This window comes from Ruegeria sp. D1(2025), from assembly GCF_056536425.1.
On record NZ_JBQFPO010000002.1, the window covers coordinates 81787 to 107626 of the forward strand.

At 58.8% G+C, this 25840-nt stretch carries 24 protein-coding genes; 12 read left to right on the top strand and 12 right to left on the bottom strand.

Annotated elements, in window-relative coordinates:
• Positions 1-2: 2 nt before the first annotated feature.
• From ACR1XU_RS06100 to ACR1XU_RS06110, 3 genes are read left to right on the top strand one after another with little or no spacing between them, the layout of a single operon-like run.
• Positions 3-1529 (top strand): sugar ABC transporter ATP-binding protein, encoded by a 1527-nt coding sequence (locus ACR1XU_RS06100; RefSeq protein ID WP_480904146.1) that lies wholly within the window; start codon positions 3-5, stop codon positions 1527-1529.
• Positions 1526-2533: an ABC transporter permease gene (locus ACR1XU_RS06105; protein ID WP_480904144.1), complete on the top strand. Its 1008-nt coding sequence runs from the start codon at positions 1526-1528 to the stop codon at positions 2531-2533. The genes ACR1XU_RS06100 and ACR1XU_RS06105 overlap by 4 nt, the downstream gene beginning before the upstream one ends.
• A gap of 44 nt (positions 2534-2577) precedes the next feature.
• Positions 2578-3522, top strand: coding sequence for a substrate-binding domain-containing protein (locus ACR1XU_RS06110; RefSeq protein ID WP_480904142.1), 945 nt, complete (start codon positions 2578-2580; stop codon positions 3520-3522).
• Positions 3523-3821: 299 nt separating this feature from the next.
• Here ACR1XU_RS06110 and ACR1XU_RS06115 read toward each other — a convergent pair whose 3' ends face one another.
• The gene (locus tag ACR1XU_RS06115; RefSeq protein WP_480904140.1) at positions 3822-5399 is read right to left on the bottom strand and encodes a DUF5928 domain-containing protein; all 1578 of its coding nucleotides are present in this window, start codon (positions 5397-5399) and stop codon (positions 3822-3824) included.
• Between the two features lie 143 nt (positions 5400-5542).
• Between ACR1XU_RS06115 and ACR1XU_RS06120 the strand changes: the two genes are divergently transcribed.
• Positions 5543-6361: a sulfotransferase family protein gene (locus ACR1XU_RS06120; RefSeq protein WP_480904138.1), complete on the top strand. Its 819-nt coding sequence runs from the start codon at positions 5543-5545 to the stop codon at positions 6359-6361.
• A 203-nt stretch (positions 6362-6564) separates the two neighbouring features.
• Here ACR1XU_RS06120 and ilvD read toward each other — a convergent pair whose 3' ends face one another.
• Positions 6565-8397 (bottom strand): dihydroxy-acid dehydratase, encoded by a 1833-nt coding sequence (gene ilvD, locus ACR1XU_RS06125; protein WP_480915593.1) that lies wholly within the window; start codon positions 8395-8397, stop codon positions 6565-6567.
• Positions 8398-8504: 107 nt separating this feature from the next.
• Between ilvD and ACR1XU_RS06130 the strand changes: the two genes are divergently transcribed.
• The 4 genes from ACR1XU_RS06130 to ACR1XU_RS06145 all read left to right on the top strand — a co-directional run bounded on the left by ACR1XU_RS06130 (position 8505) and on the right by ACR1XU_RS06145 (position 11446).
• Positions 8505-9065, top strand: a complete 561-nt coding sequence (locus ACR1XU_RS06130) for an XRE family transcriptional regulator (protein ID WP_170681875.1) — start codon at positions 8505-8507, stop codon at positions 9063-9065.
• Entirely contained in the window at positions 9065-9337 is a 273-nt protein-coding gene (locus tag ACR1XU_RS06135; protein WP_170681876.1) for a CBU_0592 family membrane protein, read from the top strand. The genes ACR1XU_RS06130 and ACR1XU_RS06135 overlap by 1 nt, the downstream gene beginning before the upstream one ends.
• A gap of 70 nt (positions 9338-9407) precedes the next feature.
• A complete protein-coding gene (sseA, locus tag ACR1XU_RS06140; RefSeq protein ID WP_170681877.1) occupies positions 9408-10262 on the top strand; it encodes a 3-mercaptopyruvate sulfurtransferase in 855 nt (284 codons plus the stop codon).
• The gene (locus ACR1XU_RS06145) at positions 10262-11446 is read left to right on the top strand and encodes an amino acid aminotransferase (protein WP_321250411.1); all 1185 of its coding nucleotides are present in this window, start codon (positions 10262-10264) and stop codon (positions 11444-11446) included. Before sseA ends, ACR1XU_RS06145 begins: the two co-directional genes overlap by 1 nt.
• 66 nt (positions 11447-11512) lie before the next feature.
• On the opposite strand, the gene ACR1XU_RS06150 is transcribed toward ACR1XU_RS06145, so the two are convergent.
• Together ACR1XU_RS06150 and ACR1XU_RS06155 are read right to left on the bottom strand one after the other, a co-directional pair.
• Positions 11513-12838, bottom strand: coding sequence for an ammonium transporter (locus ACR1XU_RS06150; RefSeq protein WP_170615601.1), 1326 nt, complete (start codon positions 12836-12838; stop codon positions 11513-11515).
• Positions 12839-12872: 34 nt separating this feature from the next.
• Entirely contained in the window at positions 12873-13211 is a 339-nt protein-coding gene (locus ACR1XU_RS06155; protein ID WP_170615599.1) for a P-II family nitrogen regulator, read from the bottom strand.
• Between the two features lie 258 nt (positions 13212-13469).
• Here ACR1XU_RS06155 and ACR1XU_RS06160 point away from each other — a divergent pair, with 258 nt between their 5' ends.
• On the top strand, positions 13470-15653 hold the full coding sequence (locus tag ACR1XU_RS06160) for a transglycosylase domain-containing protein (RefSeq protein ID WP_480904131.1): 2184 nt from the start codon (positions 13470-13472) through the stop codon (positions 15651-15653).
• Positions 15654-15705: 52 nt separating this feature from the next.
• Here the strand turns inward: ACR1XU_RS06160 and leuB are convergent, their stop codons facing one another.
• Positions 15706-16809 carry a 3-isopropylmalate dehydrogenase gene (gene leuB / locus ACR1XU_RS06165; protein ID WP_480904128.1) on the bottom strand — a complete coding sequence of 368 codons (1104 nt, stop codon included), beginning with the start codon at positions 16807-16809 and terminating at the stop codon, positions 15706-15708.
• A 91-nt stretch (positions 16810-16900) separates the two neighbouring features.
• Between leuB and ACR1XU_RS06170 the strand changes: the two genes are divergently transcribed.
• The gene (locus tag ACR1XU_RS06170) at positions 16901-17428 is read left to right on the top strand and encodes a redoxin domain-containing protein (RefSeq protein WP_480904125.1); all 528 of its coding nucleotides are present in this window, start codon (positions 16901-16903) and stop codon (positions 17426-17428) included.
• A gap of 4 nt (positions 17429-17432) precedes the next feature.
• Here the strand turns inward: ACR1XU_RS06170 and ACR1XU_RS06175 are convergent, their stop codons facing one another.
• Complete coding sequence (locus tag ACR1XU_RS06175; RefSeq protein WP_480904122.1) at positions 17433-18326, bottom strand: LysR family transcriptional regulator; 894 nt, start codon at positions 18324-18326, stop codon at positions 17433-17435.
• 83 nt (positions 18327-18409) lie between these two features.
• Between ACR1XU_RS06175 and ACR1XU_RS06180 the strand changes: the two genes are divergently transcribed.
• On the top strand, positions 18410-19309 hold the full coding sequence (locus tag ACR1XU_RS06180) for a Rossmann-fold NAD(P)-binding domain-containing protein (protein ID WP_480904119.1): 900 nt from the start codon (positions 18410-18412) through the stop codon (positions 19307-19309).
• Between the two features lie 12 nt (positions 19310-19321).
• Here ACR1XU_RS06180 and ACR1XU_RS06185 read toward each other — a convergent pair whose 3' ends face one another.
• From ACR1XU_RS06185 to ACR1XU_RS06210, 6 genes are all read right to left on the bottom strand, one after another.
• Positions 19322-20350: an endonuclease/exonuclease/phosphatase family protein gene (locus ACR1XU_RS06185; RefSeq protein ID WP_480904116.1), complete on the bottom strand. Its 1029-nt coding sequence runs from the start codon at positions 20348-20350 to the stop codon at positions 19322-19324.
• On the bottom strand, positions 20347-21177 hold the full coding sequence (locus tag ACR1XU_RS06190; RefSeq protein ID WP_170615584.1) for a hypothetical protein: 831 nt from the start codon (positions 21175-21177) through the stop codon (positions 20347-20349). Before ACR1XU_RS06190 ends, ACR1XU_RS06185 begins: the two co-directional genes overlap by 4 nt.
• Before the next feature lie 330 nt (positions 21178-21507).
• Positions 21508-22113, bottom strand: coding sequence for a 3-isopropylmalate dehydratase small subunit (gene leuD / locus ACR1XU_RS06195; RefSeq protein ID WP_480904113.1), 606 nt, complete (start codon positions 22111-22113; stop codon positions 21508-21510).
• Positions 22114-22155: 42 nt separating this feature from the next.
• Complete coding sequence (locus ACR1XU_RS06200; protein WP_321250428.1) at positions 22156-22707, bottom strand: HdeD family acid-resistance protein; 552 nt, start codon at positions 22705-22707, stop codon at positions 22156-22158.
• Positions 22708-22745: 38 nt separating this feature from the next.
• Positions 22746-24149, bottom strand: coding sequence for a 3-isopropylmalate dehydratase large subunit (leuC, locus tag ACR1XU_RS06205; RefSeq protein ID WP_170681888.1), 1404 nt, complete (start codon positions 24147-24149; stop codon positions 22746-22748).
• 43 nt (positions 24150-24192) lie between these two features.
• Complete coding sequence (locus ACR1XU_RS06210; protein ID WP_480441683.1) at positions 24193-24288, bottom strand: isopropylmalate isomerase; 96 nt, start codon at positions 24286-24288, stop codon at positions 24193-24195.
• A 114-nt stretch (positions 24289-24402) separates the two neighbouring features.
• Between ACR1XU_RS06210 and ACR1XU_RS06215 the strand changes: the two genes are divergently transcribed.
• Positions 24403-25755, top strand: coding sequence for a mechanosensitive ion channel family protein (locus ACR1XU_RS06215; RefSeq protein ID WP_480713930.1), 1353 nt, complete (start codon positions 24403-24405; stop codon positions 25753-25755).
• Positions 25756-25840 lie beyond the last annotated feature (85 nt).

A 25840-nucleotide genomic window follows, 5' to 3' on the forward strand; every position in this document is an offset into this window, starting at 1 on the left:
AAATGACGAAACTGGTCGAAATGACGGGGATTGAAAAGCACTTCCCCGGCGTGCACGCGCTGAAATCCGTGCAGTTCGATCTGGTGCCCGGCGAGGTTCACGCGCTGATGGGCGAGAACGGTGCCGGGAAAAGCACGCTGATGAAAATCCTTTCGGGCATCTATCAGCGGGACGGTGGCGATCTGGTGATCGAAGGTCGTTCGGTCAGCCCGACCACCCCACGCGAGGCGCAGGATCTGGGTATCGGCATAATCCATCAGGAACTGAGCCTGATGAACGACCTGACCGTTGCACAGAACATCTTTATCGGACGCGAACCCCGCAAAAGCTTTGGCCGTCTGGACGAGGCCGCGCTTAACACGCAGACCGCCGAGATTTTCGCCTCGATGAACCTGTCTCTGGACCCGAAGACTTTGGTTGGCCGCCTGACCATTGCCAAACAACAAATGGTCGAGATCGCCAAGGCGCTGTCCTATCGGTCCAGGGTGCTGATCATGGATGAACCCACGGCGGCATTGAACGACGCTGAGATTGCCGAGCTGTTCGTGATTATCCGCCGCCTCAAGGCCGAAGGCGTGGGCATCGTCTATATCAGTCACAAGATGGATGAGCTGAAACAGATCGCAGACCGCGTCACCGTCATGCGGGACGGGGAGTATGTTGGCACCGTGGACGCGGCGGGAACTCCGATCAGCCGGATCATTGCGATGATGGTGGGGCGCGAGGTGAACGAGGAACCGCTGGTCGTGCCGGATCTGGGCGATGCCGAAGTGTCGCTGCAAGTTTCGAACCTGACACGGGGCAAGGACATCCGCGAGGTCAGCTTCTCGGTTCAGAAGGGCGAAATCCTGGGCTTTGCCGGGTTGATGGGGGCAGGGCGCACCGAAGTGGCGCGCGCCATTTTCGGTGCCGACCCCAAGGATAGCGGGGAAATCCGAGTGCATGGAAAACCCGTGTCGATCAAATCCCCCAAGGACGCGGTGCACGCGGGGATCGGGTATCTGTCGGAAGACCGCAAGCACTTCGGTCTGGCGACGGGCATGAACGTGCGAGACAATATCGCTTTGGCCTCGATGGATTTGTTCACCGGCACCGGGGGCGTTCTGAACGACAGTGAAATCAGCACCACAGCCACAAGCTATATCAATCAGTTGGGCATACGCACCCCTTCGGACGTGCAGGAGGTCCGGTTGTTATCTGGCGGCAATCAGCAAAAGGTCGTTATCGCCAAATGGCTTCTGCGCGACTGCGATATCCTGATCTTTGACGAACCCACCCGCGGCATCGACGTGGGCGCAAAATCTGAGATTTACAAGCTGCTCGAAGAACTGGCAGGGCAGGGCAAGACGATCATCGTGATCTCGTCCGAACTGCCCGAGATCATGCGCCTCAGCCACCGCATCGCCGTGATGTGCGAAGGCCGACTAACCGGCATTCTGCCCGGCGGGAAAGACACCACTCAGGAAGACATCATGCATCTGGCCACCCAACGCAAGGCGGCGATGCAGGTAACAGGGACAATGCAATGACCACAGCCACGGATATCGACAAAAAGAAACCCCTTGCGGGTCTGTCGGAGAGCGGCGCTTATCAAAAGTTGCTGGCGTTTGCCAGTTTGATTGCCTTGCTGATCGGGTTCTCGATTGCCTCGCCGAATTTCATGCAGACCTCGAACATGATCGCCATTTTGCAGGCAACCTCGGTCAACGGGGTGCTGGCGGTGGCCGCAACTTTGATCATCATCACTGGCGGGATTGACCTGTCGCTGGGCACGCTGATGACGTTCTGCGCGGTGATCGCAGGGGTGGTTCTGACCTATCTGGGTATGCCTTTGTTGTTGGGTGTTGCCGCGGCCATTGCGGCAGGGGCGCTGTGCGGGCTGTGCTCGGGCACGTTTGTTGCCAAGATGAAAATCCCACCCTTCATCGCCACGCTGGGCATGATGTTGATCCTCAAGGGCCTGTCGCTGGTGATATCGGGCACGCGGCCGATCTACTTCAACGACACGCCGGGTTTCGACCAGATCTCGCGCGGGTCCCTGATCGGTGAGGTCATTCCGGCGCTGCCGATCCCCAACGGCGTTCTGATCCTGTTTCTCGTGGCCATCGCCGCCTCGTACATCTTGGGGCGCACCGTTCTGGGCCGTTATACTTTCGCGCTGGGCTCGAACGAAGAGGCGGTGCGCCTGTCCGGTGTAAACACCGACATGTGGAAGATGCGCATCTATGCGCTGGCCGGCGCGATCTGCGGCATTGCGGGAATCCTGATCGCCTCGCGGCTCAATTCGGCGCAACCGGCATTGGGTCTCGGGTACGAGCTGGAGGCGATTGCAGCCGTGGTGATCGGCGGCACATCCCTGTCCGGCGGGCGCGGCACCATCCTGGGCACGCTGATCGGCGCGCTGATCATGGCGGTTCTGACCAATGGTCTGCGGGTGCTGTCGGTCGCGCAGGAATGGCAGACCGTCGTGACCGGAGCAATCATCATCCTTGCCGTCTATGCCGACATGGCCCGGCGCAAGAAAACCGGCTGATCATTTCAGAAACGAAAAAAAACGACCAACTGGAGGAGAAAATCATGTTTACACGTCGTTTCATTCTGGGGGCGCTCAGTGCTGCCAGCCTTTCCGTTCCGGCCTCGATGGCCGTGGCCGAGGACGTCTATATCCCGCTGGTGTCCAAAGGGTTCCAGCACCAGTTCTGGCAGGCCGTGAAGGCCGGTGCCGAGCAGGCGGCGAACGAATACAATGTCACCATCACGTTCGAAGGGCCTGACAACGAAACCATGGTGGATCGCCAGATCGATATGCTGGCCGCTGCGCTGGCCAACAACCCCAAGGCCATCGGCTTTGCCGCTCTGGACAGCCAGGCGGCGATCCCGCTGCTGAAACAGGCCAATGACAAGGGCATTCCGATCATCGCATTCGACAGCGGGGTAGACAGTGACATTCCGGTGTCCACTGCGACCACAGACAATCTGGCTGCTGCGGGTCTGGCCGCTGACAAGATGGCTGAAATGCTGGGTGGCAAAGGAAAGGTTGCCGTCGTGGCTCATGACCAGACCAGCCGCACGGGCATCGACCGTCGCGATGGGTTCGTCAATCGCATTGCCGAGAAGTATCCCGATATCGAGGTCGTAACCGTTCAGTACGGACAGGGCGACCATCTGAAATCCACCGAGGTGACAAAGGCGATCCTGACAGCCAATCCAGATCTGAACGGCATTTTCGGAACCAACGAAGGATCGGCGATTGGCGTTGTGAACGGTGTGCAGGAACTGGGCACCGAAGGTCTGGTCATTATTGGCTATGACAGCGGCAAGGCCCAGAAGGACGCGATCAAGAGCGGCCTGATGGCAGGGGCCATTACCCAGAACCCCGTCGGTATCGGATACGAAACGGTAAAGGCGGCGGTGGCCGCATCAAAGGGTGAAATTGTACCAGCCCTGATTGATACCGGGTTTTACTACTATGACGCGTCCAATATGGAAGATCCGGCAATCGCCGCCGTATTGTACGACTAAGTCTAAACGCCCCAAAAAAAGCCCGCCGTTCGGTGGGCTTTTTTCTTCGATGGCAACGCACCGAATAGACACCAAGGCTCAGAAGGATCTGCGCATCGAATAATCCCAGCGCGGTGCGTTTCAATATTGAGTTTGATGTGGATTGTTTCGGCTACGTGCTATCGGGGTCAGCAGGTCTCCGGCGAAAAAGTTGGCTGACATTTTCTGCAACAAAAGGAAACCGGGCGTGGGTGCGATTGATTGATTGCCTGAAGACCTGTCTCGACGTCACCCGGATACGGTCGTCAAGCTGCCGTGGCTCAGTCCAGAAACAGATAGTCCAACTGCATGACCGACCGCGCCTTTTCTCGCGAAATCCTCAGAAACGCGGCGATCGCCGCTTCGTTTTCTTCGCGTTCGGCGGATTCGCGAAGGCGAAAATGGCCCTCAAGCCCTGCACCGCGGATCAGTTCGGATTCGTAAGCCAATGAGTTTCTGAGCGCGGGCAACAGGTGGGCGACCCGCTGCGTCGGCGTGTTTTCCCCGGCCAGTCCGACCCGGCGTGCGTGGCCGATCAGGTACTCATCCGAGTAATCGCATTCGATCTCCAGAACACGCGTCCGGGCCTGATCCGCACAAAAATCCTGAATGATCTCAAGGTTTGCAGGGTCCACGCAAAGGGCCAGCCTGTCAGTTTCAAAACATTCGAAAAGCATGCGCACCACGGCGCGCCGATGACGTCCACGTTTGACCAGGGTGGTTTCAATACCTCCCAGGTCCGGCAAAGGCGAATCCTGTTCGTTGAACAGGTATTCAACGCAGGGAATGTCTGTTTCCGACATGATCTGATCGACCAGCCGCTTGGCGACGTGCCACTTCTTGCAGGCGATCAGGTAGATTTCGCGTCCGGGGTCCAGCGTGTTTCCAGCTTCCCAAAAACGCGGGGCATAACGCCGGCCAACGCGCCCGCGCCCGGCCAGAAAGTCATAAAGGCTGCGCCCTTCATTCGAAATCTGGAAGTCAATGCCGTCGCTGGCATAGAGCCTGCCCAGTCTTTCCTTGAGCTCAAGCGCTTCGGGGCTGATCTTGCGGGCGAACAGATAATCCTGACCTAGCAGCATGTCATAATGGTCGTTATAGAACGTCACCGGCATACCGTAATCCGAGAACATCAGAAAGGTCAGCGTCCGGTTTTCGATTTCCTGTCTTGGGATCAGATGGCGAACAAGCGTTTGAAAAAAGGTCTCGTCGGGAATCCAGGTTGTCGCGAAGAACCGGACAACATCGCGTCTCTGGCGCAGGAAATCCAGGATCTTTTCCACGGTCTGGCGTCGCAGGCACCACCATTGGCTACCGATCATGACCTGCAGGTCTTGCGGTATTTCACGGGTCAGGCCCATACGTTTTTGTATTTCGTATGACGCATAGAACCGCCCGCTTTGCGTACGTTCATTGAAATAGTGTCGATAGATCAGCCGGTCCTCCTTCATGCCGGTCTTGATCCAGTTGCTTTCGAAAAAGTCGTGGCTTTCGATGAAATCCAAATCGTTGCGGTTCAGGAAATCGTGAACGTATTCGGCTGTCTTGATCGCCATGCAGTCGCCTGACAGCATGTAGAAATGCGTTGCGCGCGGAAAACTTTCGACCGCTGCCGAAAGCGCGTGGAGCGTTGCCTCAACCAGCGACCAGGCACCCCAGCCGCATTTGATCCGTTTGACCGCGAATGCGACGTTCGGGTTGTCCTTCAGGGCCGTTTGTATTCTGGCGTAATCTTCAGCCTTTGCACGCGCATCGAAATGGATCGCCATGCAGTCACCGGCCGCAGTCAGTTGCCGGGCCTGCGCGATGATCGCGTCGGGGTCTTTGTGGCACAGCAAAATATAGGCAATCTTTGCCATCTGAGTTACGCGATTTCCGTTTTTGCCTGTTCGCAACCGTGATACTGAGGATGAGCGATTGAATAAACAGAATTTTTTTGCTTCTTTGGGGTCCAAAGCCGACGCGTCAATCTGAGACCCGATCGGATAAGGAGGCACAGCAGATGGGTTTTCCCGGCACCTGGATGACCGAAAGTGAAAGCATGGTTTACCGTGTTGTGCCCAAATGTGCCTGCTCGACCATCGGGCAGATCATGTATTATTCCGATCATGGCAGGTTCTTTGATGGCGACATACATGATGCCAAAGATGGCATGCATAAATGGGCTTTTGGCCCGAGTCAGGACCCGATTTCAACCAATGTCCGCTCGCACGCATCTTACTCCTTTACCTGCGTGCGCAACCCGTACACCCGCGTTCTGAGCTCGTTTTTCGACAAGATCTGCGGCATTCAGCGCAATGGGAAACGGTATCGCGGCAACCTTGTGCCGACGCTGGTGTACAATTACGGCATCGAGGTTGGCGGCGACGACGGCAAGGGAGAGTTCGACCAGATCGCCAGCTTTCGCCGGTTCCTGCTTTTTGTGCGTGATACGATTCGCTGGCGGCGCCCGATGGATCCGGACATTCACTGGTCGGCGATGTCCGGGCATGTCTCGACCTTCATCGTGAATGGCGGCCGGTATGACCGGATTTTCTGGACCGAACGTTTCAACGACGGGATGCAGGATGTTCTGGATCACATCCAGACCCCTCACGCCATAGCATTGTCGGATATTCCCCGGTTCAACGAATCCGAAGGACACGGGCCCAAGCGCGCGCATCCGGTCGAGGCTTATTTCGACGACCTGTCGATGCATCTGGTCTATGAGATCTACAAACAGGATTTCGATCTATTCAAATACGATTTCGAAAACCCGGCAAACAAGATGCCGATCGGTGAAATCGATCTGGACGAGGTTCACGCCAAACTTGGTGATTGACCAAACCGCAAACGCTCCTGCCCATCGTCAGTGCTTCTTGCGAAACACCTCCTTTGGTTGGGCCCGGCGCCGCGCAATGCGCGGCGCCGGGCCCAAATCCGAACGTGGCATCGGCAACGCCGATGATGCGATAGGGTGCGGGAGCTTTTGTTGAGTAGGTAGTCCCGCCGGTTCTTCGTGAAAAGAACCGGCCCGTTTCGGGGTCAAACCTGGCGAACGGCCCCTTTGGCTGCACTGGTAGTCAGCTTTGCGTAGGCTTTCAGCGCGGTTGAAACTTTGCGCTTGCGCGGCTGCGTGGGCACCCAGCCATTCTCGTCCTGTTCCTCGCGACGGGCGGCAAGTTCTTCGTCCGACACGGCCAGATGGATGGAGCGGTTTGGAATGTCGATCTCGATTGTATCGCCGTTCTGCACCAGGCCGATCTCGCCGCCCTCGGCGGCTTCAGGCGAGACGTGACCGATGGACAACCCCGACGTGCCGCCCGAGAAGCGCCCGTCTGTCAGCAATGCGCAGGCTTTACCCAGACCCTTGGATTTCAGATACGAAGTCGGGTAGAGCATTTCCTGCATCCCCGGCCCGCCGCGCGGACCTTCGTAGCGGATGACCACCACGTCACCTTCCTTGACCTTGCCGGTGAGGATATCGTTCACCGCCTGATCCTGGCTTTCGCAGACATAGGCCGACCCGGTGAACTTCAGGATGTCTGCATCCACCCCGGCAGTTTTCACGATGCAGCCGTCGCGCGCGATGTTTCCGAACAGAACCGCCAGACCGCCGTCCTGGCTGAACGCATGTTCTTTCGAGCGGATCACACCACCTTCGCGGTCGGTGTCCAGTTCCTTGTACCGGTTCGACTGGCTGAATGCCTGGGTGGTGCGCACGCCGCCGGGGGCAGCCTTGAACAGCTCCTGCGCCTTGGGGTTGTTGGCGATCTTGATGTCCCAATTGGCAATCGCTTCGCCCATCGTGGCGGAATGGACCGTGCTGCATTCTTCGTGCAACAGGCCTGCACGGCTCAACTCGCCCAGGATCGAGAAGATGCCACCAGCGCGGTGAACGTCTTCCATATGCACATTCTCGGTGTTGGGCGCGACCTTGCACAAACACGGCACCTTGCGGCTGAGGCGGTCCATGTCGGACATGGTGAAATGCACCTCGCCCTCATGCGCGATGGCCAGCAGGTGCAGAACCGTGTTGGTCGATCCACCCATGGCGATATCAAGGCTCATGGCGTTTTCAAACGCGTCGAACGTGGCGATCTCGCGGGGCAGGAAACCTTTTTCGTCCAGATCATAGTGGCGTTTGGTGATCTCGACGATGCGGCGGCCGGCTTCCAGGAACAGATCCTTGCGATCCGCATGGGTCGCCAGGGTCGAGCCATTGCCCGGCAGCGCCAGACCCAGCGCCTCGGCCAGACAATTCATCGAGTTCGCGGTGAACATGCCCGAACACGACCCGCAGGTCGGGCAGGCGTTTTCCTCGATGTGCTGAACCTGTTCGTCGGTGTACTTGTCGTCCGCGGCGGCAACCATCGCGTCCACGAGGTCGATTTTCTTGACGTCCAGATCCGCGATGTCGATCTTGCCGGCCTCCATCGGTCCACCTGAGACAAAGATCGCCGGGATGTTCAGGCGCATCGCAGCCATCAGCATGCCGGGGGTGATCTTGTCGCAGTTCGAGATGCAGACCATCGCATCTGCACAATGGGCGTTGACCATGTATTCAACCGAATCCGCGATCACCTCGCGCGAGGGCAGCGAATAGAGCATGCCGTCGTGGCCCATGGCGATGCCGTCATCTACCGCGATGGTGTTGAACTCTTTCGCAACACCGCCTGCGGCCTCGACCTCGCGCGCAACCATCTGGCCCAGATCCTTCAGGTGCACATGCCCGGGCACGAATTGGGTGAACGAATTGACGATGGCGATGATCGGTTTGCCAAAATCGTCATCCTCCATGCCAGTGGCGCGCCACAAGCCGCGTGCGCCCGCCATGTTGCGGCCATGAGTGGAGGTTCTGGATCGGTACAATGGCATGATGCTGTTTCCCTGTTGCCTCGGGTTGCATAGATCGGGTTTCGTGCGTTATAGCGCACGTATCACATGTGCGCTATAACGCACAAGAGGATTCGCGGGACGCTGACATGAACTCTGACGATATTACACTGAAGCTGAGGGATGTGCGCGCAGCATCCGGCCTCAGCCTGTCCAAAGTGGCCGAAATGACAGGCGTCAGCAAAGCAATGTTGGGTCAGATCGAACGCGGCGAATCCAGCCCGACGATCGCTACGCTCTGGAAAATCGCCAAAGGGTTTCAAGTGCCGCTGAGTGCTCTGATCGACACGGCGATCGGCGATCCATCCGTCTTTCAGACGGTCACGTTTCCCGGCAGTATAGAGGTCAAGATCGTGTTCCCTTTCGATCCCGCATTGGGGGCTGAGACATTCCACGTCAATCTGAACCCGAACCAGAGCCACGAATCGCCTGGACATGCGGTTGGTGTTACCGAGGAAGTCTTTGTTCTGGGCGGAACACTTGAAATTCTGCGTGGTGAGGAATGGGTGCCCTTACATGCCGGACAGGGATTGCGTTTTGCAGCCGACGTGCCTCATGGGTATCGCGCGGGGGCGCAGGGTGCTGCGTTTTTGAATATGCACCATTACGGACAGCTCTCTGACAATTCTGAAAACGGCATGGCTCATTGATGACCGATATTCTGAACACCCTCACGATCGTGGATGCAATCGGTTCGTTTGGCGCCTTGATCGTGGTCGCCGCGTATTTCGCAACGCAAATGCGAATGATGAATTCCGACGATCTGGCCTTTCCGGTGATCAACCTTCTGGGCTCGGTGCTGATCGTCTATTCTCTGGTGCACAATTTCAATCTGGCTTCGATGCTGATCGAAGGGTTCTGGATTTTGATCAGTTTCATCGGAATTATTCAGCATTTTCGCCTGCGCCGCGCGGCGGAATAGCCCTATCCAGCCTTGAACCCCTATGCTGCCGGGTATAGGGAAAAATCAAGCTCGCTCAGGGGAGGCATTGATGCAGGACGATCCGAAAACCCTCGTATCTACCGAATGGCTGGCCGCACATATCAAGGACCCGGATCTGCGGATTCTGGACGGGTCGTGGTATTTGCCTTCGCAAAACCGCGATGCCAGGGCTGAATATGACGCGGGTCACATTCCCGGGGCGCGGTTCTTCGATATCGATGAGATTTCAGACCACCGTTCGGACCTGCCGCACATGGCCCCTCCGGTCGAGAAATTCATGTCGCGCCTGCGGGCGATGGGCGTGGGTGATGGTCATCAGGTCGTCGTCTACGACGGGGCCGGTCTTATGTCGGCGGCTCGGGTCTGGTGGCTTTTTCGGCTTATGGGTCAGGAAAACATCGCCATTCTGGATGGGGGATTGCCGAAATGGAACGCGGAAGGGCGCGATCTCGAGGATCTGCCGCCCGTCATCCGCGACCGCCACATGACAGTCCGGGTGCAGAACCATCTGGTTCGGGACGTCACGCAAGTGTCTGCGGCAGCGAAACTGGCAGATCACGAGATCATTGATGCCCGTTCTGCCGCCCGTTTCGCCGGAACTGAGGTCGAGCCGCGGGAAGGCCTGCGTTCCGGTCATATTCCGGGGTCGCGCAATGTCCCGTTTGGCCAGTTGTTGAACGCCAATGGCACAATGAAATCGCCTGAGGATTGCCGTGCCGTTTTCGAGGCCGCCGGCGTTGATCTGTCGAAACCGGCGATCACGTCCTGCGGATCTGGCGTTACCGCTGCAATCCTCAGCCTTGCGCTTGAACGCATGGGCAAGAAAGATCACTCGCTTTATGACGGCTCCTGGGCTGAATGGGGCGCCTTCCCGACCCTGCCCGTCGCAACCGGAGAGAACTGATGTTCGAATTCCTCAAGCCGCAGCCTGCGGATAAAATCCTGATGCTGATGCAGATGTACCGCGAGGACCCGCGTGATCAGAAGATTGATCTGGGCGTGGGCGTCTACAAAAATGCCGAGGGTGTGACGCCGGTGATGCGCTCGGTCAAGGCCGCCGAGCAGCGCATACTGGAAGAGCAGGAATCCAAAGCCTATACAGGGCTGGCTGGCGATCCGGCCTTTGCAGATGTGATGATTGGCCTGATCTTGGGAACGTCTGTACCGCGCGGTAACATTGCGGCCGTTGCGACCCCTGGTGGGACCGGTGCCTGCCGTCAGGCGTTCGAGTTGATCCGCATGGCCAACCCCTCGGCGCGCGTCTTCGTGTCGAACCCGACATGGCCGAACCACCTGTCCATTCTGAATTATCTGGGCATGGAGACGGTTCAGTATCGCTATTTCGACGGCGATACCCGCGGCGTTGATTTCGACGGCATGATCGAGGATCTGAAAACCGCCAATGCGGGCGACGTTGTTTTGCTGCATGGCTGCTGCCACAACCCGACCGGTGCCAATCTGAACATGGTGCAGTGGCAGGACGTCGTAAACCTGATCAACGAGCGTGGTCTGGTGGCGATGATCGACATTGCCTACCAGGGGTTTGGCGACGGTCTGGAAGAAGACGCGCAGGCGGTCCGGTTGGTGGCGTCATCGGTCAAGGAATGCCTGATCGCGGCGTCCTGCTCCAAGAACTTCGGTGTCTATCGCGAGCGTACTGGCCTGTTGATGGCCGTCAGCGCGGACGCGGGGCAGACCGCTTTGAACCAAGCCACTCTGGCCTTCCTGAATCGCCAGAACTATTCCTTCCCGCCCGACCACGGTGCGCGGGTTGTGACGACCATCCTGATGGACGAAGCGTTGCGTGCTGAATGGCAGACCGAACTGGAAGAAACCCGTCTGTCCATGCTGGGATTGCGCAAGCAACTGGCGGACGAGCTGCAACGCCTGAGCGGATCGGACCGGTTCGGTTTCATCGCTCAGCACCGCGGCATGTTCTCGCGACTCGGCGCCTCGCCGGAACTGGTTGAAAAACTGCGGGTCGACCACGGTATCTACATGGTTGGTGACAGCCGTCTGAATATCGCCGGACTGAACGCAACAACCGTGCCGATTCTGGCCAAGGCGATTGTCGACGTTGGAGCTTGAGTTCGCTTGGTTTTAATAAGAAAACCCGGGCAGAACTGCCCGGGTTTTTTTGTTCCGTCTTGCAGCTTAGCCTTTGGAGAATTCCGGATAGGCTTCCATACCCAGCTCGCCCATGTCGAGCCCGTTGATCTCTTCTTCTTCGCCAACCCGCAGGCCGACCGTGGCCTTGAGAACCGAGAAGAGGACATAGCTGACCACGAAGACGAAGATGCCGATGGCGGCAAAGCCGATGATCTGGGTCACAAAGCTGGCGTCACTGTTGGTCCATGCCACGATGAACGTTCCCCAGAAGCCTGCGATCAGGTGAACCGGAATTGCGCCGACCACGTCGTCGATCTTCATGCGGTCCAGCATCGGGACGGTCAGGACGACGATGACGCCACCGATTGCGCCGATGATCAGCGCCTGGAACAGCGACGGGGCCAGCGGTTCGGCGGTGATCGACACCAGACCAGCCAGCGCGCCGTTCAGTACCATCGTCAGATCGACCTTGCCATACATCAGTTGCGTCAGTATCAGCGTGGCGACGGCACCCGCTGCAGCAGCCATGTTGGTGTTGGCAAAGATGCGGCTGATGTCGGCCATGTCTCCAATGGTGCCCATTGCCAGCTGTGAACCACCGTTGAAGCCGAACCAACCCAGCCAAAGGATGAACGTGCCCAAAGTGGCCAGCGCCAGGTTCGAACCGGGGATCGGAACAACCTTGCCGTCCTTGTTGTACTTGCCGATACGTGGGCCCAGCACGATGGCACCTGCCAGCGCCGCGAAGCCACCTGCGGCATGGACCAGAGTCGAGCCAGCGAAGTCACTGAAGCCCATCTCGGACAGCCAGCCGCCGCCCCACTGCCAGGATGCTTCGATCGGGTAGATGATGCCGGTCAGCACGATTACAAAGGCGAAGAACGGCCACAGTTTGACGCGTTCCGCCATGGTGCCCGAGACAATCGACGCAGTGGTGGCGCAGAACATCAGCTGGAAGAAGAAGTCCGAACCGACGGAGGCATAAGACAGGTCGGTTTCCACTCCGGCAAGACCGACGGGTTCTAGCGATGTGGGTGCGATCGCGCCCAGGAAGCCAGGGATCATCCAGCCATCACCCGGATACATCAGGTTGAAGCCGACCAGCCAGTACATGATGGCGGCAAACGAAAACAGGCCCATGTTTTTGATCAGCTGCATCGCCACGTTCTTGGAGCGCACCAGACCGGCCTCGAGCATGGCAAAACCAGCGGCCATCCAGAACACCAGGAACCCGCCAACCAGGAACAGCAGCGAGGTCAGGATGTATTGCGTGTGCTGCGCGGTCTCGCCAGCGGCGGCCTCTTGCGCAAGGCCCATCTGCGGCAGCACGACAAGCGCGGCAGCAGGGATGAGAGATTTCATCAGGTTCATGTGACTTCCTCGAATGACTATGAGTGGGGACGCCTTACAGCGCCTCTTCGTTGGTTTCCCCGGTCCGCACGCGCAGGGCCTGCTCGACATCGAGGACGAAAACCTTGCCATCGCCGATCTTGCCGGTTTTGGCTGTTTTGGTGATGGTTTCTACGATCTGGTCGGTCATCGTGGCGGGAACCACGATTTCCAGTTTGATCTTGGGCACGAAGTTCACCGCGTACTCGGCGCCGCGATAGATTTCCGTGTGGCCCGACTGCGAACCAAAGCCCTTGATCTCGGTTACCATCATGCCGCGCACGCCCGCTTCGGTCAGTGCCTCGCGCACCTCCTCAAGCTTGAACGGCTTGATTGTCGCAATGATCAGTTTCACGTCTTTCCCCTCTGCTTCCCGGGCAGGCCGGTTTGTTTGCACCTGCAGAAAAAGAGCCTGAGCGGGCGTCATAGGAAACGGTCTGATAACCCGGACGCGAGGGAAATCAGGGCAAAGTTGCACATTTTTTGCACAAAATTTCCGGTATGTTTAATTTTTGGGCGCATCTGAGAGGGAAATTACCGGAATTTCACACCTCTACATGACCGCGTTGCCAAGGTAAGGTGACGCAAAAGCACAATCGGGCAGAGTTTGAGCATGACTGAGTCCAAGCGCCGAAAGCCGCCACTGGTCGCAGAAAAAAGGTATCCGTCGAAGGGCCGTAAGCCCACGGCGACCAAGCGGGCTGCAAAACCCGCTGGCAAGAAATCAAGCGCCCGCAAGACGGCGACGCGCAGGACTGGGCGAAAGAAAACCCGGCGCACCGGCGGTGGTGGCGGCGGCGTGTTCCGTCGCATGTTCCGGTGGGTTTTCCGCCTGCTCTGGGGGCTGACGTGGCGTGTCGGCGCAATCGTCGGGCTGTTGCTGATGTTGGCCGTGGGCGTGGTCTATTCTACGCTTCCGGATGTTGATGCGCTGCTGGACGGTCGCGCGCGTGGCTCGGTCACGCTGCTGGATCGCAACGGCAAGGTGTTCGCCTGGCGCGGTGATCAGTTTGGCGGGGTGATAACGGCCAGCACTGTCTCTCCCCATCTCAAAAACGCCGTTGTGGCGACCGAGGACAAGCGGTTCTATCGCCATTTCGGTGTCAGCCCACGGGGTGTGGCCAGCGCGGTTCGCATCAATCTGAGTGAAGGGCGCGGCCCCTTGTCGGGCCACGGTGGGTCGACCATCACGCAGCAGACGGCCAAGCTGTTGTGCCTGGGTGTGCCTTATGTGCCAAGCGAATGGGAATCAGAGGCCGCATATGAAGCTGATTGCCGGCAGGGGTCACTCTGGCGAAAGGCCAAGGAAGCCATCTACGCGATGGCGATGGAAGTCAAATACTCCAAGGATGAGATTCTCACGATCTATCTGAACCGCGCTTTCCTTGGCGCCGGTGCGCGCGGGTTCGAGGCCGCAAGTCAGCGGTATTTCGGGATATCGGCGGCCGAGGTCAATCCGTCCCAGGCTGCGATGCTGGCCGGGTTGCTGGTCGCCCCGACGCGGTTTGCACCCACCAACGATCTCCAACGCTCGCAGGACCGGGCTCGGCTTTTGGTCGGGTTGATGGAGGCGCAGGGCTACCTGACGGCCTCTCAGGCATCAGTAGCGCGAAATAACCCGGCAGAGCTTTCCGAAGCCGCCGCCGCGCGGGCAGGCGGGTACTTCGCCGACTGGGTCATGGCCAGCGGGCCCGAGTTCTTTACGCGCAATACGACCGAGGACGTGGTAATCCGCACCACCCTGGATCAGCGCCTGCAGAAATCGGCTGAAGAGGCGCTGCAGTACATTTTTCAGGAAAAAGTGCGCGACGGGTCCAAGGCGCAAGCCGCGATCGTTGTGATGTCCGCCGATGGCGCCGTGCGCGCGATGGTCGGTGGTCGCAAGACCCGTGTATCGGGCGCGTTCAACCGGGCGACCCAGGCGCTGCGCCAGACCGGTTCCTCGTTCAAGCCCTTCGTTTATGCGACGGCGCTGGAACTGGGGTATTCCCCGTTGGATATCGTCGTGGACGAGCCCTACTGCATCGACATCCCCGGTTCCGGGCAGTGGTGCCCCAAGAACTATACCAAGAAGTATTATGGCCGGGTCACGCTGGCGGATGCGCTGAAGAACTCTCTGAATATTCCAGCAGTGAAAGTCGCCGAGATTTCCGGGCTGGAAAACGTTCGCACGGTTGCCAGCGGTTTCGGTATCGCCAGCGATCTGGCGCAAGGCCCTGCACTGGCGCTGGGCGCGTCGGAAAGCACGCTGATCGAGATGACGGGAGCATATGCCGGTATCCTGAACGGTGGCTCGGCAGTTGAACCGTACGGTCTGACGGAACTCAAGCTGCTGGGTGATGAAACGCCGGTGATGGTAACGACGACAGGGATTGGTGAGCGTGTGATCCGCGATGACGCGGCCCGGCAACTGACCTGGATGATGGAGCGTGTCGTTTCCGAAGGCACCGGCCAACGCGCCAAGCTGCCGGGTTGGCAGGTGGCAGGCAAGACCGGCACGACTCAGGCAGCGCGTGACGCATGGTTCATTGGCTTTACGGCGGATTATGTGGCGGGTGTCTGGATGGGATATGACGACAACACGCCGTTGTCCGGAGTGACAGGTGGCGGTCTGCCCGCAGAGATATGGCGGGAAACCATGCTGCGCGTGACCGAGGGGATGACGCCGACGCCATTGCCGATGATGCTGCCGGAGCAACCCAAGCAGGTGGCAAAACCCAGAAATCCCAAACGCAAACCCGGTGGTTTTGCCAAAGCGGTGGATAACTTGCTGAAGGATATTTTTGGCGGGAACTGACCCGCGCCAAATTAGGGGAAGGCGGCGACCTACGCGCCGCCTTCGGTGTTTTTCAGACGCTGGCGTCCAGCGCGGCCAGAATGGCGTCGCCCATTTCGGTGGTCGAGACCGGCTCGACCCCTTCTTCGGCCAGCAGATCGGCTGTGCGCACGCCGTCGGCCAGAACTTTCTCGATCGCGGCTTCAAGGCGGTCGGCCTCGGCGCCTTGATCAAAGCTGTAGCGCAGCGCCATGGCAAAGCTGAGGATACAGGCAATCGGGTTGGCTTTGCCCTGACCGGTGATGTCCGGGGCTGACCCATGCACGGGTTCATACATCGCCTTGGGGCGGCCATTCGCCATCGGCGCACCAAGGCTAGCCGACGGCAGCATCCCCAGCGAACCGGTCAGCATCGCGGCGCAATCGGACAGCACGTCGCCGAACAGGTTGTCGGTGACGATTACATCGAACTGCTTGGGTGCGCGAACCAACTGCATCGCACCGTTATCGGCATACATATGGCTCAGTTCGACTTCGGGGTATTCCTGGCCGACGCGGGTCACGACCTCGCGCCACAGAATGCCCGATTCCATCACGTTGGCTTTCTCCATCGAGCACAGTTTCTTGTTCCGGCGCATGGCCAGCTCAAAGGCCGAACGTGCGGCGCGTTCGATTTCGGATTCGGTGTAGCGCTGGGTGTTGATGCCCACACGCTCGTTGCCTTCTTCGAAAATGCCGCGCGGCTCGCCGAAGTAGACGCCCGAGGTCAGCTCGCGCACGATCATGATGTCGAGGCCTGCGACCACGTCCTTTTTCAGCGATGAGAAATCCGCCAATGCGTCAAAGCATTGTGCCGGGCGCAGGTTGGAATACAGGTCCATCTCCTTGCGCAGGCGCAGCAGACCGCGTTCGGGTTTCAGGCTGAAGTCCAGATCATCGTATTTCGGACCACCCACGGCACCCAGAAGAACTGCGTCGACCTCCTGCGCCTTGGCCATAGTCTCATCCGACAGGGGCTTGCCGTGCGCATCAAAGGCCGCGCCGCCGACCAGATCCTCGCTCACGTCAAAGTGAAGGCCGCGGTTTTCGCCGAACCAGTCGATGATTCTGCGCACTTCGGCCATAACTTCCGGGCCAATTCCGTCTCCGGGCAGGATGAGGAGCGAGGGGTTGGACATGAAGGGTCTCCTTGCGTTTTGTCGCAATGGCCCTAGCGTCTGCGCCGCATCGGGTCAATGAGACGAACCCGCCAAATCAGAAGGAAAACACATGTTGATACCGGGAAACGCCGTTCCTGAACTGAAAATCCAGACCGTGGAGCACGGAACGTTCGATCTGGATGCCGACAAGGGCGAAAACGGGACACTGGTGATTCAGTATCGCGGTTTGCATTGCCCGATCTGTATCCGGCGGATGGGCGAGGTGGAAGCTGCGCTGGATGACTTCGCTGCGCTTGGTGTCGAAGTGATCATGCTGAGCACAGACACGGCCGAGCGGGCGGCTGAAACTGTTGGAAAAGCAGGCACCTCGCGGCTAAGGGTCGGGCACAGTCTGCCGCTGCCTGCGGCACGAGATGACTGGGGTTTGTATATGTCCAAAGGGCGCGAAGGCACCGCCGAGGCCGCATTTTTCGCCGAGCCCGGGCATTTCTATATTGCCCCGGACCGGACGCTGTATTTCGCATGGCTGCAATCGACCCCATTTGGCCGGCCGTCGGTTGCGGACATGAAAGGCGGTATCAAATACGCGCTCGACAACAACTATCCGCCGCGCGGTACCTACACAGGGGCGCTCTGATCGCTTACAGGCTGGCCCGCAAACCTTCGGCCAACAGGTCCCAGACCCTGCGAATGCGCGGTGTCTGTCGCATCGCCTGAGGGGCGGCCAGCCACACCGGCAATACCGGAATCTCCACGTCCAGCGGCAGAATCTCGACATCCGGATCCGCTTCAGCCACCTGCACCTGGCTGAAACCGATGCCGCAGCCGGCGCGGATCAATTCCCAATAGGCGCTTTGCAGATCGCATCTTGTGGCAAAGTTGTCCCGATTGGCGGGCCAACCCTTGTTGCGCATCTCGGTGATGATCTGTTCGTTGGCGTCAAATCCGACCAGATCATGCCGGAACAGGTCCTCGGGGGTTTGAGGGCGGCCAGCCCGATCCAGATACGAGCGGGCAGCACAGAAACAAAGCGGCACGTCCCCGAGATAGCGGGATACAATGTCCACCTGTTCGGGCCTGTACATGCGCACAGCGATGTCTGCCTCGCGATACAGCAGGTTTTCGCTGGCGTCCGTGGCAACCAGCTCAAGCTGTATGGATGGCTCCTGTATGCGGATCTGGGCCAGAATCGGCGGCAGAAGGTGATGCGAGGCAAAGACCGAAGCCGTAACGCGGACCGACCCTTCCAATTGCGTCGATTGCCCGGCCGCAGTCAGATTGAAGGCATTCATGGCCGCATGCATCTGCTGGGCCATCGGCAAAAGCTGAGCACCTGCATCGCTGAGGCGCAGGCCTCTTGCATGCCGTTCGAACAAGGAAACACCCAAATCGGCTTCCAGGGTCTGTATCTGCCGTCCGAGCGTTGGCTGACTGCGATTGAGCTGACGCGCCGCAGCCGAGAGAGAGCCGGTTTCCGCCACTGACAAAAAGCTTTGAATCAGCGACCAGTCTGAGTGGGTGAGGGATTTATCCATTCACAGATGAATACATGATCTGCTGTTTTCGGCAATTCCCCATGTGATGTGAATGGATATCTTGGCTCTGACAGGAGAAAGCCATGACAAAAACCGTTCTCATTCTGGGGTCCACAGGCCGGTTCGGCCGAAATGCAAAGGCAGCGTTTCAAGATGCGGGCTGGCAGGTCCGCACCTTCGACCGCAAAACGCAGAGTTTGCAGGCGGAAGCCCAAGGCGTGGATGTGATCGTCAACGCGTGGAACCCGAAATATCCGGATTGGGAAAGACAGGTTCCAAAACTGCACAAACAGGTGATTTCCGCCGCAACGGAAACAGGCGCCACAGTTATCGTGCCCGGAAACGTCTATGTTTTTGACGCCAACGCGCCAGGGCCATGGTCTGCGGACACACCGCATGAGGCAACGAACCCCTTGGGTCGTATTCGGGTCGAGATGGAAGACGCGTACCGTTCTTCGCCGGTTCGCACGATCATCCTGCGGGCAGGTGATTTCATAGATACCTGTGCCTCCGGAAACTGGTTCGATCAGGTTATCGCCAAGCCATTGCAAAGGGGTTGGATCACCTATCCGGGTGATCCGGACATTCCGCATTCCTGGGCCTATCTGCCGGATCTTGCAAGAACCGCGGTAGAGCTGGCGGAACGCAGGGCCAGCCTGCCCAGGTTCTGCGATGTTTCCTTTGCGGGGTATACGCTGACCGGCTCGGAACTGGCGAAGGCACTGTCGCGTGTGACCGGAGCCCAAGTCCTTGTGAAGCCGATGCGGTGGTGGCCCATATATTTGGCCCGCCCGTTCTGGCGGCTTGCGCCGCATCTGATTGAGATGCGGTATCTTTGGAATGTGCCGCACAGTCTGGATGGAACTGCGCTGCGCGACTTGCTTGGGCGGATTCCGCAAACTGATCTGGATGTTGCATTGCGTAATGCATCGCCAGAGTTTCGTGTATCGCAATCCCCGTCATCGCACGCAGTCGGCGCCTGACGGGCGCACGCCTCAGGGCGCAGTCAGGTCGACCCAGACCAACCTGTGCCTGCTGGCGCGTTCTGCGGTTTTGCGAAGGGCCGAGTCTTCTGGTGGCCAGAACATCCCCGACCCTGCAACCGTCAGATCCGAGGATGGCAACACATAGTCTACCCGCAGTTCGCCGACCCCTTTCCAGCGAACTGTGTTGGTGTCACCCTCACTATTGCGAGGGATCGGGTCCTGCAAGCGTGGATCGGCCAGCAGTTTCCGGATTTCGTCGCGATGACCCTCGCCACCTCCGGGGTCCAGATTGGCGTCCCCGGCAATGACAAACGGGGCGGTCGGTGCCGGTCCCAAATGCCCGTCCAGAAGCAGTGACCAGAACCGAAGCTCATCGCGGTTGCGCAATCCGTTGCGGTCTTCAGGGCCGTCGAAGACAGGTGGCGTGGCATGAAACGTGAAAAGGCGCAGTTTGCCGATCGGGGTGTCGACTGGCACGACCCAGTGACCGGTTGATGACAGGCGTTGCACGTCTTGCGCCTGAGCTGAGGGAAATGGCCTTCCTGCCTGTTGTGGCAGTTGCGCCCCTGGCAAATCGCGCCACATCAGCGCAGAGAAATCCAGCGTCTCGGACTGAATGATCTTGTATCGTGACAAGACTGCGAGCCCGCCGTGCCCCGTGAAACGCCCCCAGCCTTGTGCATCGCCGGGTCCTTGCGTTTCGCCATCTCCATCCAGATCGACCTCCGCTTCCAGTCCGGAATTGGGCAGTACCGAATAACTATGGGGGTAGTCGAGGCCTTGGATGCGCAATTGTTCGGTGAACGCAGTCAGGGTCAGGCCGTCCAGATCCCAGTCGATACCTTGCAAAGCCACGATGTCGGGGCGAACCGCGCCCAGAACCTCGACCACTGCCTGAACCTGATCGTCACCCCGCTCTATGTCGCGCAGCAAAAGGCCCGGACCTTCCCGGCTGAGTTCTGTGTTGAAAGTCGCGACGCGTACCGTCTCTGCCTGCGCTGCGAAGGGCAGCAACAACAGGACAAGGGCGCGGATCATGCAGTCTGCGTTGACTCGGCTGTGGAGTATGCGCGGCGCTTTTCGACGATCAGCCCGGCGATGCGCAGGGTCGCCATCCCCCGCATGATCATACTGGCGGGCAGGAAGGCCCACGCACACATGGTCCAGATCAGCGTCTGCGGATTGCTGAGCGAGATGGGATTGGCAAAATCGGTCAATAGCTTGATCAGCGCGGGAATCAGGAACGGCAGAAGGATACCGATCGAGATATTCAGACGACCATCGCGCTGCAGGCGGGTGACGACGTCACCGCCCTTGGTCGGGTCGAACAGCGGCAGATTGGTCCAGACATTGAACGCGCCGTTTCCTGTCGGCCAGCCGCGCAGCTTCACGGCATAAGCAAAACTTGCAATTGTTACCAGGGCCGCGACATAGGCCACACTGGCGGTTGCCCGTACCAGTTCGATCATCGACTGCCCGGCGTCAGCAGGAAGCATCAGAACGATCAGCCGAACCGGTGAATATGGAAAGTCAGCCACGTTGGCTACAGCGAGGCCCATGGAATAGACCGCGCGTGTCAGCTCGGTCGGAGCATACATGTTTTTGCAGATCAGCGTCAGAAACGTGACCATCGACAGCAATCCGACAAAGCGCAGCCGGTTTACCGGCGGTGCATCACGGAATTCAATGAAACTGGGGAAGGCAGAGTTGTATTCTGCAAAGGTCAGGAAAAACGCGAGGATCGCGAGAAAGACGACAATCTCGGTTCCGTTCGTCGAAGATATCGGCAGATATAACGCAGGGGTAAGCACCATCAGTGCCACCAGTATTCCACGTATCGCCGCCCCGGTTGTGCGCGCAATCAATATTCCGAACCCTTTCAAACTGGACCAGTCAGTTCTGTGCCGACTTCATTCCAACTTGTGCCTGCCGAGTGAGTCATCGGCGGATGCCTGTTTTGATGCAAGATGAACAAAACCGGTCAATCAGCTCAAGCCAAGGGGCAGAAAACACGTGCTTTCAGGCAAAATGATGGCGCAACTGGTGCGGGATTGCATCATTTTTGACGCAAATCCGACGTGTATGTCAAATTGATACCTACATGTTGTGGGCCGCGCGTTTTCAACCCCAAGAATGCGAGCGGGGCCGCCTTGGCGACCCCGTCAGGTTGAGTATCCCCAGATTCGTTTCCAGAATCAGACCCAGGGGCGGGACTGGCTGGCATGTTCCTCGAATCTGTCGATGTGATGGTCTTTTTCCATCGTCAGGCCGATATCGTCCAGACCGTTCAGCAGGCAATGCTTGCGGTGCGGGTCGATTTCAAACTCGATGACAACGCCGTCAGAGGTGGTGATCTGCTGATCTTCCAGATGCACGGTCATGCGGGCGTTTTCGCCCTTGTGTGCGTCTTCCATCAGGATCGAGTGATGCTCTGCCTCGACCACGATGGGCAGAATGCCGTTCTTGAAGCAGTTGTTGAAAAAGATGTCGGCGAAGCTGGTCGAGATCACGACCTTGATGCCGAAATCCCTGATCGCCCAGGGCGCATGTTCACGCGACGAGCCGCAGCCGAAATTGTCACCGGCTACCAGAATTTCGGTGTTGCGGTAGGCGGGCTTGTTCAGGACGAAGTCTTCGTTCTCGCCGCCATGATCGTGATAACGCATCTCGTCAAACAGCACGACGCCAAGGCCGGACCGTTTGATGGTTTTCAGATGTACTTTCGGAATGATCATATCGGTGTCGATATTGATCAGCGGCATTGGGGCGGCCACCCCGTGGACTTTTTCAAACTTTTCCATGTTCACACTCCTGCGGGAGAGGGCCGCGCCCATGCCCCGCGTTTAAGCTTCTTTCGCTTCTGTCGTTTCGTTAGGTGCGCCTTTGACGAAGAGCGCCATGAAGACCAGACCGAACCCGTTGAACAGCATCTCGATGCCAAGCAGGATGCCCAGCAACCGCAGCAGAACCGTTGGTTCCGCAGCCGCATAAGACCAGATGATGCCTGCCAGGATGATCGACAAGATCCCCGAAATCAGGGTCGGCCAGAAAAATGACGTTCCGCGCATCTGAAATGAAAGGATGATTCGGGCAATCCCGCCTGCCATGAACAGGATCAGAACAACCGTTGCTAGCGTCAGCGTACCTTCCAGCGGGTTGCCCAGAAAGGACCAACCCAGGAACAGCATCACGGCCCCCATGATGAAGGACAGGATCTTGTTACCCGTTCCTTCGACCGAAAACCCCCCGGCAACCTGCAGCACGCCGGAGATCAGCAACAGCACACCCGTAACCAAAGTGACGGCAATCGACGCCACATAAGGCGCGCCCAGCACAAAGACGCCGAACGCTATGGACAGCAGCCCCAGCAGGAGCCATTTGACCCAATCACTCATTTCAGTCTCTCCCTCAAATATCTAGATATGAGGGTAGCTTACATCAGTTCACGGACGTCTGTCAGCCGTCCTGTGATTGCCGCTGCGGCAGCCATTGCCGGGCTCAGCAGATGGGTGCGCCCACCACGGCCCTGACGACCCTCGAAATTGCGGTTCGAAGTCGCGGCGCAGCGCTCGCCCGGTTGCAATTGATCGGGGTTCATCGCCAGACACATCGAGCATCCCGCCAGACGCCATTCGAAACCGGCCTCTTTGAAGATGTCTGCCAGACCTTCTTCCTCGGCCTGAGCACGGACCAGACCCGAGCCGGGCACGACCATCGCGCGCATGCCGTCCTTGATCTTCTTGCCTTTCAGGATCGCGGCGGCGGCCCGCAGATCTTCGATTCGGCCATTGGTGCACGAGCCGATGAAGACGGTGTCGATTTCCACATCGCTCAGTTTCTGACCGGCTGTCAGGCCCATGTACTCGATCGAACGGCGGGCTGCATCGACCTTGCCGCCCTCGAAATCCTCGGGGTGGGGCACGGTTGCGGTGATCGGCAGAACGTCCTCGGGGCTGGTGCCCCAGGTCACGACCGGCGCGATGTCTTCGCCACGCAGGGTGACGACCTTGTCGAAATGCGCGCCTTCATCGGTGTAGAGCGTCTTCCACCAGTCCATCGCGGCTTCCCACTGCGCGCCTTTAGGGGCGTGCGGGCGGCCTTTGACATATTCAAAGGTGGTCTCATCAGGTGCGATCAGGCCAGCACGGGCACCGCCTTCGATGGCCATGTTGCAGACGGTCATGCGGCCTTCCATCGACAGATCGCGGATCGCTTCGCCGCAATATTCGATGACATAGCCGGTGCCGCCGGCGGTGCCGGTCTCACCGATCACGGCCAGCGTGATGTCCTTGGCGGTCACGCCCGGCTGCAATTTGCCGGTGATTTCCACCTTCATGTTCTTGGATTTCTTCTGGATCAGCGTCTGCGTGGCCAGAACATGCTCGACCTCAGACGTGCCGATGCCGTGAGCCAGCGCGCCAAATGCGCCATGGGTGGCGGTGTGGCTGTCGCCACAGACGACGGTCATGCCGGGCAGGGTCCAGCCCTGTTCCGGGCCAACGATGTGCACGATGCCCTGACGAACGTCATTCACCGGGTAGTAGTGAATGCCGAAATCCTTGGCGTTCTTGTCCAGCGCTTCGACCTGAATGCGCGATTCGGGGTTTTCGATCCCGTTTACGCGATCCGGCGTGGTGGGAACGTTGTGATCCGGCACGGCAATGGTCTTTTCCGGCGCGCGGACCTTGCGGCCTGCCATGCGCAGGCCTTCGAACGCCTGCGGGCTGGTGACTTCGTGCACCAGGTGGCGGTCGATATACAGCAGGCTGGTGCCATCATCGGCTTCGTGCGCGACATGGGCATCCCAGATCTTGTCATAGAGTGTTTTGGGGGACATCGGTCCTCTCCCGTAAGTAATGAGAAATAGCTGGCGAGTTGGCTCAGGCGGCCGATAGGCGCGCCAGGACCGTGCGGGCAGCCCCGTAGAACCGTTCACGCAGACGCGCGCGGTCTTCCAGATTCTGAAGTTGGGCCACATTGAGTCTCATGCGGTTCAGATATAACGGCCACTCACGTCAATCAAGGTTCAATACCGGTGCAGTTCGCGTGCGGGCTTGCATCGCCTCGCACAGATCGCCAATCTGGCGGGCATGAACCAGGATTTGCTACCGGAAACGCTGTCCGAGCTTTACGCGAACATGACGGCGGCTTTTTCAGAACAGCTTGAAAATCTGATCGAATTGATCGTCACGCCGGGCTGGAGGCAGTACCAACTCGTCATCATCCTGTTCCTGTGGTTGTTGGCGTTTCTGCTGAAACTGCTGACACAGAGCCGGTGGGAGGCCTGGGCCCGCGCGCGCTCCGGCTGGCCGAAATGGCGACTGCGCATTCTGGTCCAACTGATGCGGCGCCTGACGCTTGTGTACTTCACGCTGCTGTCCTGGGGACTTTACTGGGGGATGCAGCAGGCGACATGGCCCTCGCGCAGTTACATCATCGGTGTTTTTGCCACATTGGGCCTGGCTTGGCTGGCCATCGCGCTGGTCTCGCGGCTGGTGCGGAACCGCACGCTGCGGCAGATTTTTAAGTGGTCTATGTGGGTCTACGCAACGCTGATTGCCCTGGGGTTGACCGATGATGTGGCCGGGTTCCTGGACGGTGTGGCGATTTCCATCGGCGATCTGCATATCTCGGCGCTGGGGATTATCAAGGCTGTCCTGCTGATCGGCATCCTGCTGACGCTGGCCCGGCTTGGAACACGCGCGGCCGAGCGCGGGCTGAAAAGCAACGACGACATTACGCCCTCGATGCAGGTGCTGCTGGCCAAGGGCATTCAGGTGCTGCTTTACGGCGCGGTTTTCATGGCCGCGATCCGCACGCTTGGCTTCGACCTGACGGGGATCGCGTTATTGTCAGGTGCGATCGGTGTGGGTATCGGTTTCGGGCTTCAGAAAGTGGTGTCGAACCTGATTTCCGGGATCATCATCCTGATGGACCGCTCGATCAAACCCGGCGATGTCATATCGCTGGGCGACACGTTCGGCTGGATCAATGCGCTGGGCGCGCGTTATGTTTCGGTCGTCACCCGAGATGGGCGCGAATACCTGATCCCGAATGAGGATCTGATCACCAATCAGGTGGTGAACTGGTCGCATTCTGACAAGTTCGTTCGGCTGGATCTGAAGTTCGGCACCAGCTATGGCGATGACCCCCACAAGGTACGTGCCACGGCCATCCGGTCCGTGAAAACGGTGGCCCGGGTGCTGAGCGGCGGCTCGCACGAACCTGTCTGCCACATCACCGGTTTCGGCGACAGCAGCGTGGACTACGTGCTGCGGTTCTGGATCAGCGACCCGACCAAGGGGCTGACGAATATCCGGGGCAATGTCTACCTGGCGCTGTGGGACGCGTTCAAGGATGAGGGGATATCAATACCCTTCCCACAGCGTGAGGTGCGCTTGCTTCCCGACGACGCAGACGCGCAACAACTCTCGAAAGAGTGAAAGGGCCGGGCGTCCTGAAATCGCCCATTCATTGAAATGTTGCATTCCCCTTGTTACCTTAATAGTACCCCAGCGCCGGGGTTTT